Origin of the sequence: Fictibacillus sp. NRS-1165 (assembly GCF_050468105.1) — a bacterium.
In the GTDB taxonomy this organism is placed as follows: domain Bacteria; phylum Bacillota; class Bacilli; order Bacillales; family Fictibacillaceae; genus Fictibacillus_C; species Fictibacillus_C terrinigri.
Genome location: NZ_JBDPNU010000031.1, coordinates 43043 through 59973, shown reverse-complemented (window position 1 = coordinate 59973; position 16931 = coordinate 43043). Strand labels below are relative to the sequence as shown.

Here is a 16931-nt window from a genome sequence, read left to right as displayed (position 1 = left end):
AGCATAAGGGGGTTACTAGTATGAATCAGGATCAAGAACCGAAACAGCCGAATGTGCCCGAAGGCAATTCGGAACAGAGCAGTCTCGTCAACAAACTGCAGTCACTCGGGCAGACAAATGTTCCGCAGATGGAAGGATCCAGTATCCACTGCTTGACGATTGTCGGCCAGATTGAGGGACATGTGCAGCTTCCGCCGAATAATAAAACCACAAAGTATGAGCATTTAATCCCTCAATTGGTGGCGATCGAACAGAACCCGAAGATCGAAGGGCTGCTGATCATCTTGAATACAGTAGGCGGGGACGTTGAAGCCGGTCTTGCCATTTCAGAAATGATTGCTTCTCTCTCCAAGCCATCGGTTTCACTCGTCCTCGGAGGAGGACATTCGATAGGAGTGCCCATAGCGGTGTCAGCCAATTATTCATTCATCGCTGAAACAGCGACGATGACCATACATCCTGTAAGGCTAACCGGGCTTGTTATCGGTGTGCCTCAGACGTTTGAATACCTAGATAAAATGCAGGAAAGAGTCATCAATTTTGTAACTTCACATTCAGGCATAACCGAAGAAAAATTTAAAGAACTCATGTTTTCAAAAGGAAACTTAACAAGGGATATCGGAACGAACGTGATCGGCAAAGATGCTGTCAGCGATGGGCTGATCAATGAAGTAGGCGGAGTCGGGCAGGCAATTGCCAAGCTGAACGAAATGATGGAGCAGAACCGTCTTAAGAAAACGAATGACGGCCTTGAGGTGATCCAATGACCTGGTATACCCTTATGCCTCATGAGCTCATGTTTCCTGATGGACAAGACGGACAATCGGCGCAAAACAGCGTTCAAACCCAAATGCTTTATAAAAATATACCAGTGCTGGTTGAGCAAATCTCCCCATTGGAATATAAAGTGGTCCGGGTGATGAGTACAGATCCGGCCCATTTTATGAACGACGACTGCTGTCCGGGGCAAATTCTGAGGGCAGACCATTCCTAAAGCGATAGATAAGCAGGCTGGTCCTGTGATATAATGAAGAACAAAAGCAGCCCTCCACCGGCTGCTTTACTTGGTTTTGCTAAAGAGGTGAAAGAATGGCGAAAAGGAATAAAAAAGCTTCAAAAAAAACGACAGCCTGGAAAGAGCAATTAAGCTATGAGCTTGCCGGCCTTCTTTTGCTTGCTTTGACGATGCTTGCACTAGCCCGGATGGGTAAAGTGGGACTGGCTTTTGTTCAGTTTTTGCGATTTTTCAGCGGTGAATGGTACGGAGTGCTTCTCATCGGCACACTGGCTGTTTCAGTCTATTTAATTTGGAAACGCAAGACTCCTCCCGTTTTCGGAAAAAGGCTTGCAGGATTTTATTTGTTCTACCTATCCATGCTCATTCTTAGCCATCTGAAATTATTTTCTCTTCTCTCAAAACAGGGAAGATGGGCAGATACTTCTGTCATCAGGAATACATGGGAGATCTATTGGTCCCAGCTGTCTGGCAATTCACCAGCTGCTGATCTTGGAGGCGGGATGATTGGCTCCGTCGGTTTTGCGATGTTTCACTTTTTGTTCGGTGTACAGGGGTCTGCCGTGGTTCTTGTCTTCGTCATGATCATTTCTCTGATTCTCATCACAGGTAAATCTTTGTCCGGGGTTATTTCTAAAATCGCAGAGGCAGCAGGCCGCTTTATTTCTCATACATACGAATCTCTGCAAACGAAGGCAAAGGAATTAAAAAACAGCAGGAAACCAGCCGAAAAAAGAGCAGCGAAAAAAGAGATGCCTCATCAGGATGCGCAAGAGGTACACAAAGCTTCTGACGAAGAGTATGAGCCGATTATTGAGGACTTTACGAGGAACCTTGACCGTGATGAGAGCTCTGCCGTACAGCTTAAATTCGGATCAAAAGATTTTCATGAAGAAGAACCGGACAGGCATGAACCCGAAGAAGCTGATCCTGCTGGATTGGCGGCAAGCTTCGTACAAACAGAAGAACATAATGAAAACTATGCTCTTCCTTCCATGGACCTTTTGGTCAGGCCTTCTTCTACTGGGCAACATAAAGACAGGCAATATGCGGCTAGTAAAAGCAATGCCAAAAAGCTGGAGAAAACGTTTGAGAGCTTCGGCGTAAAAGCCCGAGTACTGAAAGTCCATCTTGGTCCGGCGGTCACAAAATACGAAGTGTATCCAGACGTGGGTGTGAAAGTAAGCAAGATCGTCAATTTAGCAGATGATATTGCACTGGCTCTTGCTGCCAAAGACATTAGGATCGAAGCCCCGATCCCGGGTAAATCTGCGGTCGGTATCGAGGTCCCTAACCAGGAGGTCGCTACCGTTACATTAAGGGAAGTACTTGAATCGAGCCAATATCAAAAACAGACATCCAGACTGGCTATCGGACTTGGCCGGGACATTTCAGGGGAACCCATTTTCGCGGAACTTTCTAGAATGCCCCATCTTCTTGTTGCTGGTGCGACCGGGAGCGGGAAGAGTGTATGTATCAACGGCATTATCACAAGCATCCTGATGCGGGCAAAGCCTCATGAAGTCAAGATGATGATGATTGATCCCAAGATGGTTGAACTGAATGTGTACAATGGTGTTCCCCATCTCCTGGCACCCGTTGTTACAGAGCCGAAAAAAGCGGCACAAGCCTTAAAACGGGTAGTAAGTGAAATGGAACGGCGGTATGAACTGTTTTCCCACAGCGGAACGCGGAACATTGAAGGATACAATGAAAGCATAAAAAGGCAGAACAATGAAGGAGGAGCTAAACAGCCTTTCCTGCCTTACATCGTTGTCATTGTGGATGAATTGGCAGATTTGATGATGGTTGCCTCAGGAGATGTTGAGGATGCGATCATTCGCCTTGCCCAGATGGCCCGTGCTGCAGGAATCCATCTGATCATTGCTACACAGCGGCCATCCGTTGATGTAATTACGGGAATCATTAAAGCCAACATTCCTTCCCGCATCGCGTTCAGTGTTTCTTCACAGACGGATTCCAGAACGATACTGGATATGGGAGGTGCAGAAAAACTGCTTGGCCGGGGAGACATGCTTTTCCTCCCATCAGGTGCATCCAAGCCCACAAGGATCCAGGGAGCTTTTCTTTCGGATCAAGAAGTAGAAAAGATCGTTGAATTTGTTATATCGCAGCAAAAAGCGCAATATCAGAAAGAGATGATTCCAACTGAGGAAGCTCAAGTTACGATGGAAGTGGAGGATGATCTGTTTCCTGAAGCGGTAAAACTCGTTGTAGACATGCAGACTGCATCAGTGTCCATGCTGCAGAGGCGATTCCGAATCGGATATTCCCGTGCAGCCAGACTGGTGGATGCGATGGAGGCTAAAGGGGTCATCGGCCCTTATGAAGGCAGCAAGCCGAGAGAAGTTCTGATGACATCTCTGCCGGAACAGAATCAAGCATCAAGCTCCTGACAAAACCCTTTTTTGGGGTTTTGTTTTTTCGTGGATTTATCTGAATAATGCGTTTATTTCGGGTTTTAAAAAAATCTGTAAAAATAGTATTTATTTATACAGATAAAAATGATATATTTATGTCGATTATTTTAAATATTTGTCAAAAATTTTACACTGAAAAACAGTAAATTGTTATTGGTTTTGGTTGTCATAGAGGTGAATAACAACGTGTCCATTAAGACGGATCATCGTCTGCTGTATTTAAAGGTTATTGAGAAATTAAAAGCCGACATTGAGAACGGCACTTATGAAGAAGGCGAGAAACTCCCGTCAGAATTTGAGCTTTCGAAACAGTTGGGCATTAGCAGGGCTACACTCAGGGAAGCGCTGCGTATTCTCGAAGACGAAAACATTCTGATCAGGAAACATGGCGTAGGAACCTTTGTCAGGACCAGGGCACTCTTTTCTTCTGGAATTGAAGAACTCTTCAGTGTGACAGATATGATCGAGAGAGCCGGCAAGAAAGCATCCACCGTCTTCGTATCCTCTGTCGTGATTCCTGCAGTGGATGACTTGAAGAACAAGTTTAATCTGGCGGAAGGCGAAGAGATTAACGTTGTGGAACGCGTGAGAACAGCGGATGCTGAACCTGTCGTTTACTGCATCGATCATATTCCTGCGGGCTATATGCCGTCTGAATCACAACATAAGTACCTCTCCATGCTTGAGATGCTGGAAAAAGAAGCTGGCAAGCGTGTCATGTATGCGGTGACAAACATAGAACCCCTCGGCTTCCATGAACGGATCTCGGAAATCCTGGAATGTCCGGAGGAAGCAGCGCTTCTCGTTTTAAAGCAGATGCACTATGATCAAAATGATGAGCCTGTTCTCTATTCCTGCAATTATTTCAGAGCTGATAAATTTAATTTTACAGTTGTAAGAAAGCGCTTGTAAGAAGTCAATCCATTATAGGGGGTGATGTGCTACACCGTAGTCCAATGTGTGTTACAAGTGTTATATGCATAAAAAATAGGGGGAAAAAGAATTGAAAAAGAGAACTGGAGTTTTATTAAGTCTTGCTTTAGCAGCCGGCACACTGCTTTCTGCCTGTGGAAAAGATGAAGGCGGAGGGTCAAACGAAGGCAGCAAAAAAGATGCATTTAAAGTGGCGATGGTAACCGACACTGGCGGTGTCGACGATAAATCCTTCAACCAATCAGCTTGGGAAGGTCTTCAAAAGTTCGGTAAAGATAACCATCTTAAGAAAGGTACAGATTTCAAATATCTTCAATCTACCTCTGCAAGTGATTATGCGCCTAACTTGAACTCGCTAGTCAGGGAAAAATTTGATCTTGTTTACGGAATCGGTTTTTTGATGGCAGAAGATATTAAAAAAGTAGCAAAGCAGCAGCCAAACGCACACCTTGCTCTTGTTGATATGGTTGTTCCTGAAAAGAACGTTGCGAGCATCACATTTAAGGAGCATGAGGGCTCATTCCTTGTTGGACTAATCGCAGGAATGCAAACGAAATCGAACAAAGTAGGTTTTGTCGGCGGCGTGGACAGTGAATTGATCAAAAAGTTTGAAAACGGATTTAAAGCCGGAGTTAAAACTGCGAATCCTAAAGCGGAAATTTTTGTTCAATATGCTGGTGACTTTAACAAAGCCGAAAAAGGACAAGCGATCGCTAACACGTTTTATGGCAAGGGTGCAGATATTATCTATCATGCAGCCGGAGGTACTGGTAAAGGGGTATTCACCGAAGCGAAAAACCGATCGAAGAATGGTGAAAAAGTTTGGGTTATCGGTGTTGACCGTGACCAATACGAAGAAGGATTGCCTGAGGATGTAACACTGACTTCCATGGTTAAGCGCGTTGACACAGCAGTTGATCAAGTTTCAAAGGATACTAAGGATGGAAAATTCCCTGGCGGAAAAGTGGTTGAATTTGGTCTTAACGAAGACGGTGTAGGTATTGCTCCTCACAAACAAAATGTAACGAAAGAAGCATTGGCAAAAGTGGACGAGTACAAAAAGAAAATCCAGGATGGAAGCGTAACAGTTCCTAAAACGGATAAAGAATTCAAAAAGTTTGAAGCAGATATGAAAAAGTAAATGCTAAAAGGAAAGGCTGGTATTCGTTTACTGGCCTTTATTTACGCAGTAAAAGGTTAGACTTCTGACTCCCTCTGCAGGATGAAGAAACAAGATTGCTAGGTTTATAGTTTGTCATAAGGGGTGAACACAATGGAGTATGTCATTGAGATGAGGAATATCCGCAAGGAATTCCCGGGCATCGTTGCCAATGACAATGTCACGCTGCAAGTAAGAAAAGGCGAGATTCATGCGCTGCTCGGTGAGAACGGTGCAGGAAAATCCACTTTGATGAATATCCTCTTCGGTTTGTATCAGCCGGAAGAGGGAGAGATCCACGTTAAAGGCCAGAAGATTTCGATTACTGATCCAAATGTTGCGAACCGTTTGGGAATCGGTATGGTGCACCAGCATTTTATGCTTGTTGAAAACTTTACTGTAACAGAAAATATTATTCTTGGCAAAGAGATAACCACTGCTGGAAGGGTCGATTTGAAAAAAGCAGCGAAAGAAGTAAAGGCCTTATCTGACCGCTACGGCTTGCGGGTAGATCCAAACGCAAAGATCGAAAATATCTCCGTTGGCATGCAGCAGCGCGTCGAAATTTTGAAAACGCTGTACCGCGGAGCAGAAATTTTAATCTTTGACGAGCCGACCGCTGTATTGACGCCTCAAGAAATCCATGAGCTCATGGAGATTATGAAAAAACTGGTATCAGAAGGGAAATCGATTATTCTAATCACCCATAAACTGAAAGAAATTATGGAAGCTTGCGACCGCTGTACAGTGATACGACGCGGAAGGGGTATTGGAACAGTTGATGTTGCAGAGACCAATCCGGATAAACTTGCGGCGATGATGGTCGGGCGCGAAGTCAATTTCAAGGTGGATAAAGAGGAAGCTGATCCAAAACAGGCCGTTCTGCAGATCAAAGACCTCGTCGTTGAAGATTCAAGGAAAGTGCCCGTTGTTGACGGATTAAACCTTGAGATCAAGGCGGGAGAAATTCTGGGGATCGCAGGGGTGGATGGAAACGGCCAGACCGAGCTTCTTGAAGCGATTACTGGTTTAAGAAAAGCGACAAGTGGAACCATCCAGCTCAACGGCAATGAGATCACGAACCTTAAACCAAGAAAAGTAACGGAATCCGGAGTGGGCCATATCCCTCAGGACCGACATAAGCATGGACTTGTTCTTGATTTTTCGATCGGTACGAACATGGTGCTGCAAACGTATTATCAACAGCCATTTTCTAAAAATAAAATTCTTAAATTTCCCGCAATTTTTGATAAAGCAAACAAGCTGATAAAAGAGTTTGATGTGAGAACGCCGAGTGAGCATACACTGGCACGAGCATTATCTGGAGGAAACCAGCAGAAGGCGATTATTGCAAGGGAAGTGGACAGAAGTCCTGATTTTCTAATTGCAGCTCAGCCTACACGGGGGCTTGACGTCGGTGCTATTGAATTTATTCATTCCAAGCTGATACAGGAACGGGATAAAGGAAAGGCGGTTCTTCTCCTTTCGTTTGAACTGGATGAAGTCATGAATGTCAGCGACCGCATCGCCGTTATCTATGAAGGGAAAATCGTTGCGGTTGTGGATCCTGAACAAACGACCGAACAGGAACTTGGACTGCTCATGGCGGGCGGCAAGAAACAAAAAGCAGGTGAATTGCAATGAATGTAATGAAAGGCCGTTTATTTCATATTCTCGTCCCTGTCATATCCGTATTGCTAGGCCTGCTGATCGGCGGCATCATCATGCTGGTTTCTAACTATGATCCGATTCAAGCCTACTCAGCTTTGATCGAGGGCATCTTCGGTAATGGATACAATATCGGGGAGACGATTCGCGCGGCTTCACCGCTGATCCTCTCAGGACTTGCAGTGGCGTTTGCGTTTCGCACAGGGCTCTTCAATATCGGAGTTGAAGGGCAGCTGCTTGTCGGCTGGCTGGCATCCGTCTATGTCGGAATCCATTTTGATCTTCCTAAGATCATCCACCTTCCTTTAGCCGTAATCGCAGGCGCTTTAGCCGGTGCGCTATGGGGAGTGCTTCCTGGCATTCTGAAAGCCCGTTTTAAAGTTCACGAAGTTATTACGACCATTATGATGAACTATATTGCACTTTATGTGACTAACGCCATAATACGTGCCTATATGCTTGCCCCGGGTGAACGGACAAAAGATATAAAAGAATCCGCGTCCCTTGCTTCTCCTTGGCTTCAGCAGATGACAGATTTTTCCCGTTTGCATTATGGAATTCTCGTCGCTCTGATCGGTGCGCTTTTCATGTGGTTTGTTCTATGGAAGACGACTACCGGCTATGAATTAAGAGCGGTCGGTTTCAACCAGCATGCTTCACAGTATGCCGGAATTAGTGTATCAAAAAATATTATTCTTGCCATGGCGATCTCAGGTGCTTTTGCTGGTGCAGCAGGTACGATGGAAGGCCTTGGAACCTATCAGTATATGACGATCAATAACGCTTTTACCGGAGTAGGGTTTGACGGGATTGCCGTTTCCTTGCTTGGAGCCAACGGGTCGATCGGGATCATCGTTGCCGCTCTTTTATTTGGAGGATTGAAAATTGGAGCTCTCACCATGCAATCTACTGCAGGAGTTCCGACTGAGCTTATTGGCATTGTTATCGCTCTGATCATCTTCTTTGTTGCGTCCAGCTATCTAATCCGCTGGCTCACCAACCGATTTACTAAAGGGGGTAAAATATAATGAGTTTCTTCGATATTCTTGCCCTTATAGTACCTGCTGCGATCGTTTCGGCAGCCCCCCTCATCCTTACTGCTTTGGGCGGAGTTTTCAGTGAACGTTCCGGGGTCGTAAATATCGGGCTAGAAGGACTTATGATGTTCGGCGCCTTTTTAGGGGCGATTTTCACCCACTACGGTGAACAATGGGGTCTTGGAGCGGCTTCTCCATGGATGAGTTTTGCAGTAGCTATCGTTGGAGGTGCACTCTTTGCTGTTCCGCATGCAGTGGCAAGCATTTCATTGAAGGCGGATCAAGTCGTAAGCGGTGTGGCTCTTAACTTTTTAGCGGCTGGGCTTTCTATCTTTTTAACAAAAAAACTCTTTGACGCTGGACAGACTCCTGATATTCAGGAACGTATCGGCAAAGGTGACATTCCTGTGCTGTCTAAGATTCCAGTCATCGGAGACCTGTTTTTCTCCAATGCTTACTCTACTTCTTTCGTAGCGATTTTCCTGGCTTTTGTAGTATGGTACATTATCTACAAAACGCCGTACGGCCTTCGTCTTCGTTCTGTCGGTGAACATCCGATGGCTGCAGATACGATGGGGATCAATGTTAATAAGACCCGTTACATCTCAGTTATTATCGGGGGAGCGTTTGCCGGTCTGGGCGGCGCCATCTATGTGGCATCAATCGCCGGAAACTTTACACAGTCTACCATTTCAGGACAGGGCTTTATGGCTCTTGCTGCGATGATCTTTGGTAAATGGCATCCGCTTGGGGCGATGGGAGCAGCGTTGTTCTTCGGTCTTGCCCAAAGTTTAAGTATCACAGGGGAACAGATTCCTCTTCTCAAGAATATTCCTGATGTTTATCTGCTGATCGCACCTTATGTTCTTACCATTCTCGCTCTTGCAGGATTTGTTGGACGTGCAGACGCGCCTAAGGCATCCGGACAGCCTTACGAAAAAGGAAAAAGATAATTTACCGAACCTGCTTCAGTTTCTGAAGCAGGTTTTTTTGTTTAAAGCAGGAAAAGTCATGATTCCTATGGAATGTGGGTACACTAGAAGGTATGATAAAACAATTTTGGAAAGGGAGGAAGCAAGATGACACTCGTAGACCATCAAGTGGCTGACTTGCCCGGCATTACCTTACATACGGTCGAAACCACTAAATATAAGACCACTTCCTTAATACTCCAGCTAAAGAGCCCGATTGTTGAGGAGGAGGTCACTAAAAGGGCACTGCTGCCTTTTGTTTTGCAGAGTGGAACGGAGAGATTTCCAAGCAGCAAAGAACTTCGTGAAGCTCTGGACAGCCTGTATGGAGCCACACTGGGAGCCGATCTTTCGAAAAAGGGAGAATATCAAGTGATCACCCTGAGAATAGATGTGGCGAATGAAAAGTTTTTATCGGATAATACACCGTTGCTCGACAGGGCGTTTGAACTTTTGTCCGACGTACTTCTTAAGCCGGCAAAACAGGGGAATGCCTTTTTGTCTGAGATCGTACAGAAGGAAAAACGGTCGCTGAAGCAGCAGATCGAATCGATTTACGATGATAAAATGAGGTATGCCAACAAGCGTCTGATCGAGGAGATGTTTGAAGACGAGCCTTATCGTTTTAATGTATATGGAAGCGAAAAGGAAGTTGATGCCATTACTCCGGAAATTTTATACGACTATTATAACAAAGTGATTCAAGAAGACGAGATCCATCTGTACGCTGTTGGAGATGTGTCAAGAGAAGTTCTTAAGGATCTTACGGCAAAGCATTTCGTGTTTCCCAATGCCAAGACGGAGCCGAAGCGGATTTCTGCCACCGGAAAGCGCAGAGTCGATGAGGTTAAGGAGATTTTTGAAGAGCAGGAAGTCCAGCAAGGAAAGCTTCATATGGGATACCGGACATACATTACATACAGTGATCCGGATTACCTTCCTCTCCAAATATTCAACGGTGTTTTTGGCGGCTTCTCACATTCCAAGCTGTTCATGAACGTTCGTGAGAAAGAGAGCCTGGCTTACTATGCTGCTTCTCGTTTTGAGAGCCATAAAGGGATCATTTTTGTCATGTCCGGAATTGAAACCAATAATTATGAAAAAACAGTAAAAATCATCAATGAGCAATTAAAGGAGATCCAGAACGGCAACATAACGGATGCAGAGCTGGATCAGACAAAGGCAATGATCCGCAATCAGATCCTTGAGACAGTCGATGATTCCACCGGATTGGTAGAGGTTCTGTATCATGAGGTGGTCTCGCGCCATAAACGAAGCATCGAGGAATGGCTTGAAGGCATCGAGAATGTGACGAAAGAGCAAGTGGTCGGTGTCTCGAAAAAGATTGAACTTGATACGATCTATTTCTTAAAAGGGAGGGGCGATGAATAATATGGAACAGATTCATTTTAAACAGCTCAAAGAGACCCTTAACTTCAAGACACTTGATAACGGATTGAAAGTATTCGTGCTGGAGAAAAAGGACTTCAATAAAACATACGCTACGTTTACAACGAATTACGGATCTGTAGATAATCATTTCGTTCCTCTCGGAAAGAGTGAACCGGTCAAGGTACCGGACGGCATTGCCCATTTTCTCGAGCACAAACTATTTGAAAAAGAGCATGGAGACGTTTTTCAGGATTTCAGCAAACAGGGAGCATCGGCAAATGCCTTTACCACCTTTAAGCGAACCGCTTATTTGTTTTCCACGACAGGCGATGTTGAGAAGAACTTGACCACATTGATCGATTTCGTTCAGGCGCCGTATTTCACTGAGAAAACGGTCGAAAAAGAAAAGGGAATCATCGGGCAGGAAATTCGAATGTATGATGACAATCCGGACTGGCGCGTATATTTTGGTCTGATTGCCAACATGTATCAAAAGCATCCGGTAGCCATCGATATAGCCGGAACAGTTGAATCGATCGCAAAAATTACGAAAGATGATCTTTATGAATGCTATGATACCTTCTATCATCCGAGCAATATGCTTCTCTTTATTGTAGGGCCGGTGGATGCTGAAAAGATCATGGAGCTTGTCGAGAAGAATCAGGCGGGCAAGGATTATAAAGACAAGCCTCCGATACAGCGTTTTTTTGATGAGGAACCTGCTCAGCCAGGCAAAAGAAAAGAAGTGTTGAATATGCCGGTTCAAACACCGAAGTGCTATATGGGATATAAAGAGAAGCGTCCGGAAAGGGAAGGGAAAGAATTGCTCCTCCGTGAGCTCTCTGTTAATCTGCTGCTCGAAATGATGTTCGGCAAGAGCACAAAAAATTACGAAAAGCTCTATAATGAAGGGCTGATCGATCCTTCTTTTTCGTTTGACTATACAGAAGAACAGGGCTTTGGCTTCTCCATGATCGGAGGGGATACAACCAATCCTGATGCATTTGCTGACACGATCTCACGAATGGTGGAGGAATTTAAAAAGCAAGATTTAAATCAGGACGACCTGGAACGAGCAAGGAAAAAGAAAATCGGCTCGTTTTTGCGGGCGTTGAACTCTCCTGAGTTTATCGCAAATCAGTTCACAAGATATGAATTTAACGGAATGAATCTTTTCGATGTGATTCCTACGTTTGAAGACTTAACCGCTGCACAACTTGAAGAAGCACTGCACGACCACTTCCAGGAGAGCCAGCTGACCATTTGCCAGGTAAAGAAAAAACAGTCATAATGGAGAAAAAAACATCCTTGCCTTGCTGCAGGGATGTTTTTAAGCGGGTGAAAAACAGATGTCAGGATGGGTTTTAGTCACCGGTGCCAGCGGCGGAATTGGTTCGAGCATTTGCCGGACCCTTGCGAAGGCAGGTTTCCACCTTATCATTCATTACAATAGAGGTGTTCAGGAAGCAAAGGACCTTCAGCAGGAGATCTCTGAAGCATTCGGAGTGGAGACATTATTGGTGCAGGCAGATTTATCAGATCCTGCAGGACCAGATCGCTTGCTTTCATCGCTCTTCATGACGGTCGATGCGGTCATCCATAACAGTGCTAGTGCTTATTACGGGCTCCTGGCTGACATGGACAGCGAGACGGTCCAAAACATGATCCAGCTGAACTTAACGAGTCCGATCTTGATCACGAAACAGCTTCTGCCTTCTATGATGAGAAGAGGCAAAGGAAATATTATTGTCATCTCATCTGTCTGGGGTTCAGTAGGAGCTTCGTGTGAAGTCGTATATTCCGCTGTAAAAGGCGGACTGAATACATTCGTTAAAGCGTTAGCCAAAGAAGCAGCCCCTAACCGCATCAGGGTGAACGGCATCGCTCCGGGGGCGGTCAAGACTCGAATGATGGAAAATTTTACAAAGGAAGAATTGGGTATGCTGACCGACGAGATTCCTGAAGGCCGGCTTGCCCGCCCGGAAGAAATAGCCGAAATCGTGTCTTTCCTCTTGTCAGACCGTTCCTCCTACATAAATGGTCATATTATTTCTGCGACAGGCGGCTGGCATAATTGACGGCGAAGGGTGCAGGGGAAATATCCAATCACATGCATAATTCAAGTCCCTTCTTGAAATATTATAGAATGTACCATATTTTAAGGAGGAAAATAAATGTCTGTATTAGATAACTTTGGACAATGGAAGAATTTTCTCTCTGACCGTCTTGAGCATGCTCAAGGACAGGGGATGGAACAGTCAACCGTATCCAATCTTGCTACAGAAATCGGCGGCTATCTTGCTTCCCATGTTGATCCTAAAAACGCGGAAGAAAAAGTGCTTGCCGACCTTTGGAATGTTGCAAGCGATGACGAAAAGCATTCAATTGCCAACATGATGGTTAAATTAGTTCAGAACGACAAGGGACAACAGTAAATAAAAGGATGTTAAGAATTTTTCTTAACATCCTTTTATTTTTTCTTTCATAATAAATTGAAATCAGATATTATTAATTAATGAAGTGCGAAATTACTGATAGAATACAGGAAATAGGAAAGGGAGATGAAGAGTGGGCGAACAGGAATGGTATTTGGAATATGAAATCAATAAAAATCGTCCTGGTCTCCTTGGTGACATATCATCCCTTCTTGGAATGCTGGGCATCAATATTGTGACCATCAATGGCGTTGACAACGAAAGAAGAGGACTGCTTCTCATCGTCGACCGGCAGGAGAAAGTAGACCGCCTTCGCTCTATTTTACAATCGATGGATAATATTACAGTCACGAAATTCCGTAAACCAAAATTACGAGATATTCTCGCTGTCCGTCATGGACGTTACATACAACGGGACGCAGACGATAAAAAAACATTCAGATTTGTAAGAGATGAACTGGGGCTCCTTGTTGACTTTTTAGCCGAGCTGTATAAAGTCGAGGGCCATAAATTGATCGGCATCCGGGGGATGCCAAGGGTAGGGAAGACAGAATCAATCGTAGCATCAAGTGTTTGTGCCAGCAAAAAATGGGTGTTCATATCTTCTACGCTGCTGAAGCAAACGATTCGGACCCAGCTTGCGGACGATGAATACAGTACGGACAACGTCTATATTATTGACGGCATCGTGTCCTCAAGGCGTTCAAACGAAAGGCACTGGCAGCTGGTCCGGGAAATCATGCGCCTTCCATCGGCGAAGGTCATCGAGCATCCAGACGTTTTTGTTCAGCAGACCGAATATACAATGGATGATTTTGATTACATTATTGAACTTAGAAACGAACCGAATGAAGAAATTACATATGAAGTAATAGAGACAGATGTAGGATTTTCCGCATTTGAATAACTTCAATTAGTGGAAGGTGGTAAATTTGACTGAATTAGGAAATTTCTTAAGGGAAAAAAGGGAAGAAAAAGGCCTTTCTCTTGAACAGCTTCAAACGGAAACGAAAATACAAAAACGCTACCTTCAGGCGATTGAAGATGGCCGATACGATATATTGCCGGGTTCCTTCTACGCCAGGGCGTTTATAAAAAATTACAGCGAAACGGTCGGGCTCAATTTTGAAGAAGTGTTTTCACAGTTTGAAAACGATATCCCTAAAGCAGAAAAAGAGCCGACTGAATTTGTACCCCGCTCTGAAAGAAATAAGCAGCCCCTCGACGGGAAGGACTCTGTTATTACCGTGTGGCTTCCTAAAGTGCTGATCATTGCTGTGATTCTTGCCCTTTTGATCAGTGTTTGGGCTTACCTGGCAAACAGGGGAAATGACGGAGCGGATTCCAAGGATGCCAATAAGCCAGCCAGTGTAGAGCTCGACAAGAGCAAGAATGCTGCAAATACAGATAAGAAAAAGGATTCAATTGCGGAAAAACCAGGGAATGATACTCCTAAGAAGCCGGAAGAGCCAAAAAAGAAAGAATTCGCTCTGACAAAGCAGGCTACACAGGGAATCACGACTACATATGAACTAAGTAAAGCAGAGGATTTTAAAATCGCCTTTAAAATGGACGGGCCAGTATACATGGATGTGAAAGCGGACAACAAAATCATGGCCAGCAAAATGTTTAAGAAAGGTGACACTGCCAGCTATGACTTATCAGGCAAAAAAGAAGTAGAACTGAATATTGGCGCCGCCAATTTTGCGAAAATGACGATTAATGGTAAACCGTTCTCTTACCCGATTCCGCCTGTTAAGAGTGGTATTCACCAAAGAATCGTCATAAAAAACACGGCTTCCGGCAAACAATAACAAACGTAAAGTGCCGTGTAATGGTTGTCAAAATTGGAGGAAATAATATGAACTTGCCTAATAAAATTACAATTTCACGAATTTTTCTTATTCCTGTATTCATGATTGTTCTGCTTGCCCCTTTTGATTGGGGACACGTGACCTGGCTGGATGTGGACATCCCGGTCACTCATTTGGCAGCGGCCTTGATTTTCATTGTTGCTTCCTGTACTGACTGGGTAGACGGATATTATGCACGCAAGCTTAACCTCGTCACGAATTTCGGAAAGTTTTTAGACCCTCTGGCGGACAAACTGCTTGTAACCGCTGCATTCGTAGCACTCGTTGAAATCGGCTATGCTCCGGCATGGATGGTCATTATTATTCTGAGCAGGGAGTTTGCGGTGACAGGCATCCGCCTCGTTGCAGCGGCTGAAGGTGCTGTGATCGCAGCAAGCCAGATGGGCAAATTAAAAACTTGGATTCAGATCATCGCCATCTCCGCCCTTTTATTGCATAATATACCATTCGAGTGGATCGGCATTCCGTTCGCTGAGATCAGCCTATGGGCTGCTACGCTCATCACTCTTTATTCAGGGTGGGAATATTTTATTCAAAACAAAGAAGTTATGCTAAAATCAAAATAACAGCATGAACAGGAGAGAAACTCTCCTGTTTTTTTTCATCAAATTAAACAAAAGTTTAACAATATACATATTGGAGGAATACACAAATGAATGCAGAAATCATTGCTGTTGGGAGCGAGCTTTTACTCGGTCAGATTGCAAACACGAATGCTAAATTCATCTCTTCTGAATTGGCAGATCTCGGGATCAATGTCTTCTATCATTCTGTAGTGGGCGATAATCCCCGCCGTCTGGAATCGGTCATCCGCACCGCACAGAGCCGTTCAGACCTCCTTATCTTTACCGGCGGGCTTGGACCGACGAAAGACGACCTTACCAAAGAAACCATCGCCTCCGTTCTGGGAAGGGCCCTTGTCTATGATCAGGAGGCAATGGACCATATTGAGATGTATTTCAAAAGAACGGGCAGGGCTATGACGGAGAACAATAGAAAACAGGCGCTTGTTCTAGAAGGCTGTGAAGTTTTGCCGAACAGACACGGAATGGCTCCAGGCATGGCTCTGAATACAGACGGCCTCACCTATATTCTGCTTCCTGGACCTCCGAAAGAGATGCAGCCGATGTTCACCCATTTTGCGGCACCCTATCTTTCAGGCAGACTGCCGGGCAAGGAACCAATCGTATCCCGTGTTCTTCGGTTCTTTGGAATAGGTGAATCGCTCCTTGAGGCTACACTGGAGGATATTATTGATGAGCAGAGTAATCCCACCGTGGCCCCTCTTGCCGGAAATCATGAGGTGACACTCAGGCTCTCCGCAAAATTTAAGGATGTTAAGACTGCTGAGGAGCAGCTTGATGTGCTGGAAGGTAAAATCCGTGAGCGAGTAGGAAAATATTTGTATGGCTACGGTGATGATACGCTGCATAAAGCAGCTGCTGAAGTGCTGAAAGAGAGGAAGCTGTCCGTTTCTTCTGCTGAGAGCCTTACTGGCGGATGGTTTGGAAAACAGTTGACCGACCTGCCGGGAAGCTCTGAAATATTTAAAGGTTCTGTTGTTTGCTATACCAATGAGATAAAAGAACAGATTCTGGGTGTTTCTCATGAAGTGCTTTCATCCGAGGGTGCTGTAAGTGAGGGTTGTGCGAAACAGATGGCTGAAAATGTGCGCAGGCTGACTGGAAGCAACATCGGCATCAGCTTTACAGGGGTAGCCGGGCCTGGGCCGAGTGAAAACAAGGACGCCGGCACCGTTTATATCGGGCTGGCCGATTCCTCAGGCACAGAGGTCTTTCCTCTTTCACTATCGGGGTCAAGGACATCAGTCAGGGAGAGGTCCGTCTTGTATGGAATGTTCTACTTGTTGTCAAAGGTCAAAAAAGGACAATAAAAAAACGAATAAATGTTCGCAAAAAGATTGGCAAACAGTAAAAAAAGAAGTAAAATAGAGCTATAGGAAACGACATCATAATGTACTTACATGTGCAATGATATAAATTTGA

The 16931-nt window shown here is 44.8% G+C and carries 16 protein-coding genes; all 16 read left to right on the top strand.

Annotated elements, in window-relative coordinates; translation table 11 throughout:
* Positions 1-20: 20 nt before the first annotated feature.
* The 16 genes from ABHN01_RS15375 to ABHN01_RS15300 all read left to right on the top strand — a co-directional run bounded on the left by ABHN01_RS15375 (position 21) and on the right by ABHN01_RS15300 (position 16819).
* Positions 21-767 carry a ClpP family protease gene (locus tag ABHN01_RS15375; protein WP_429876269.1) on the top strand — a complete coding sequence of 249 codons (747 nt, stop codon included), beginning with the start codon at positions 21-23 and terminating at the stop codon, positions 765-767.
* On the top strand, positions 764-994 hold the full coding sequence (locus ABHN01_RS15370; RefSeq protein WP_429876268.1) for a YlzJ-like family protein: 231 nt from the start codon (positions 764-766) through the stop codon (positions 992-994). The genes ABHN01_RS15375 and ABHN01_RS15370 overlap by 4 nt, the downstream gene beginning before the upstream one ends.
* A gap of 95 nt (positions 995-1089) precedes the next feature.
* On the top strand, positions 1090-3432 hold the full coding sequence (locus tag ABHN01_RS15365; RefSeq protein WP_429876267.1) for a DNA translocase FtsK: 2343 nt from the start codon (positions 1090-1092) through the stop codon (positions 3430-3432).
* A gap of 210 nt (positions 3433-3642) precedes the next feature.
* Positions 3643-4368 (top strand): GntR family transcriptional regulator, encoded by a 726-nt coding sequence (locus ABHN01_RS15360; protein ID WP_290399506.1) that lies wholly within the window; start codon positions 3643-3645, stop codon positions 4366-4368.
* A gap of 91 nt (positions 4369-4459) precedes the next feature.
* On the top strand, positions 4460-5530 hold the full coding sequence (locus ABHN01_RS15355) for a BMP family lipoprotein (protein ID WP_429876266.1): 1071 nt from the start codon (positions 4460-4462) through the stop codon (positions 5528-5530).
* Positions 5531-5662: 132 nt separating this feature from the next.
* Positions 5663-7192: an ABC transporter ATP-binding protein gene (locus ABHN01_RS15350; RefSeq protein WP_429876265.1), complete on the top strand. Its 1530-nt coding sequence runs from the start codon at positions 5663-5665 to the stop codon at positions 7190-7192.
* A gap of 5 nt (positions 7193-7197) precedes the next feature.
* Entirely contained in the window at positions 7198-8244 is a 1047-nt protein-coding gene (locus ABHN01_RS15345; RefSeq protein WP_429876343.1) for an ABC transporter permease, read from the top strand.
* Positions 8244-9206 (top strand): ABC transporter permease, encoded by a 963-nt coding sequence (locus ABHN01_RS15340; RefSeq protein WP_429876264.1) that lies wholly within the window; start codon positions 8244-8246, stop codon positions 9204-9206. The genes ABHN01_RS15345 and ABHN01_RS15340 overlap by 1 nt, the downstream gene beginning before the upstream one ends.
* Positions 9207-9332: 126 nt before the next feature.
* Positions 9333-10616 carry an EF-P 5-aminopentanol modification-associated protein YfmF gene (gene yfmF, locus ABHN01_RS15335; RefSeq protein ID WP_429876263.1) on the top strand — a complete coding sequence of 428 codons (1284 nt, stop codon included), beginning with the start codon at positions 9333-9335 and terminating at the stop codon, positions 10614-10616.
* A gap of 1 nt (position 10617) precedes the next feature.
* A complete protein-coding gene (gene yfmH / locus ABHN01_RS15330) occupies positions 10618-11907 on the top strand; it encodes an EF-P 5-aminopentanol modification-associated protein YfmH (protein ID WP_429876342.1) in 1290 nt (429 codons plus the stop codon).
* A gap of 58 nt (positions 11908-11965) precedes the next feature.
* Complete coding sequence (ymfI, locus tag ABHN01_RS15325) at positions 11966-12694, top strand: elongation factor P 5-aminopentanone reductase (RefSeq protein ID WP_429876262.1); 729 nt, start codon at positions 11966-11968, stop codon at positions 12692-12694.
* A 96-nt stretch (positions 12695-12790) separates the two neighbouring features.
* Positions 12791-13051 (top strand): DUF3243 domain-containing protein, encoded by a 261-nt coding sequence (locus ABHN01_RS15320; RefSeq protein WP_429876261.1) that lies wholly within the window; start codon positions 12791-12793, stop codon positions 13049-13051.
* A 133-nt stretch (positions 13052-13184) separates the two neighbouring features.
* Positions 13185-13958, top strand: a complete 774-nt coding sequence (locus tag ABHN01_RS15315) for a DUF3388 domain-containing protein (protein WP_290399499.1) — start codon at positions 13185-13187, stop codon at positions 13956-13958.
* 25 nt (positions 13959-13983) lie between these two features.
* The gene (locus ABHN01_RS15310; protein ID WP_429876260.1) at positions 13984-14865 is read left to right on the top strand and encodes a helix-turn-helix domain-containing protein; all 882 of its coding nucleotides are present in this window, start codon (positions 13984-13986) and stop codon (positions 14863-14865) included.
* A 47-nt stretch (positions 14866-14912) separates the two neighbouring features.
* A complete protein-coding gene (gene pgsA, locus ABHN01_RS15305) occupies positions 14913-15491 on the top strand; it encodes a CDP-diacylglycerol--glycerol-3-phosphate 3-phosphatidyltransferase (protein WP_429876259.1) in 579 nt (192 codons plus the stop codon).
* An 86-nt stretch (positions 15492-15577) separates the two neighbouring features.
* Positions 15578-16819: a competence/damage-inducible protein A gene (locus ABHN01_RS15300; RefSeq protein ID WP_429876258.1), complete on the top strand. Its 1242-nt coding sequence runs from the start codon at positions 15578-15580 to the stop codon at positions 16817-16819.
* Positions 16820-16931: the final 112 nt, after the last annotated feature.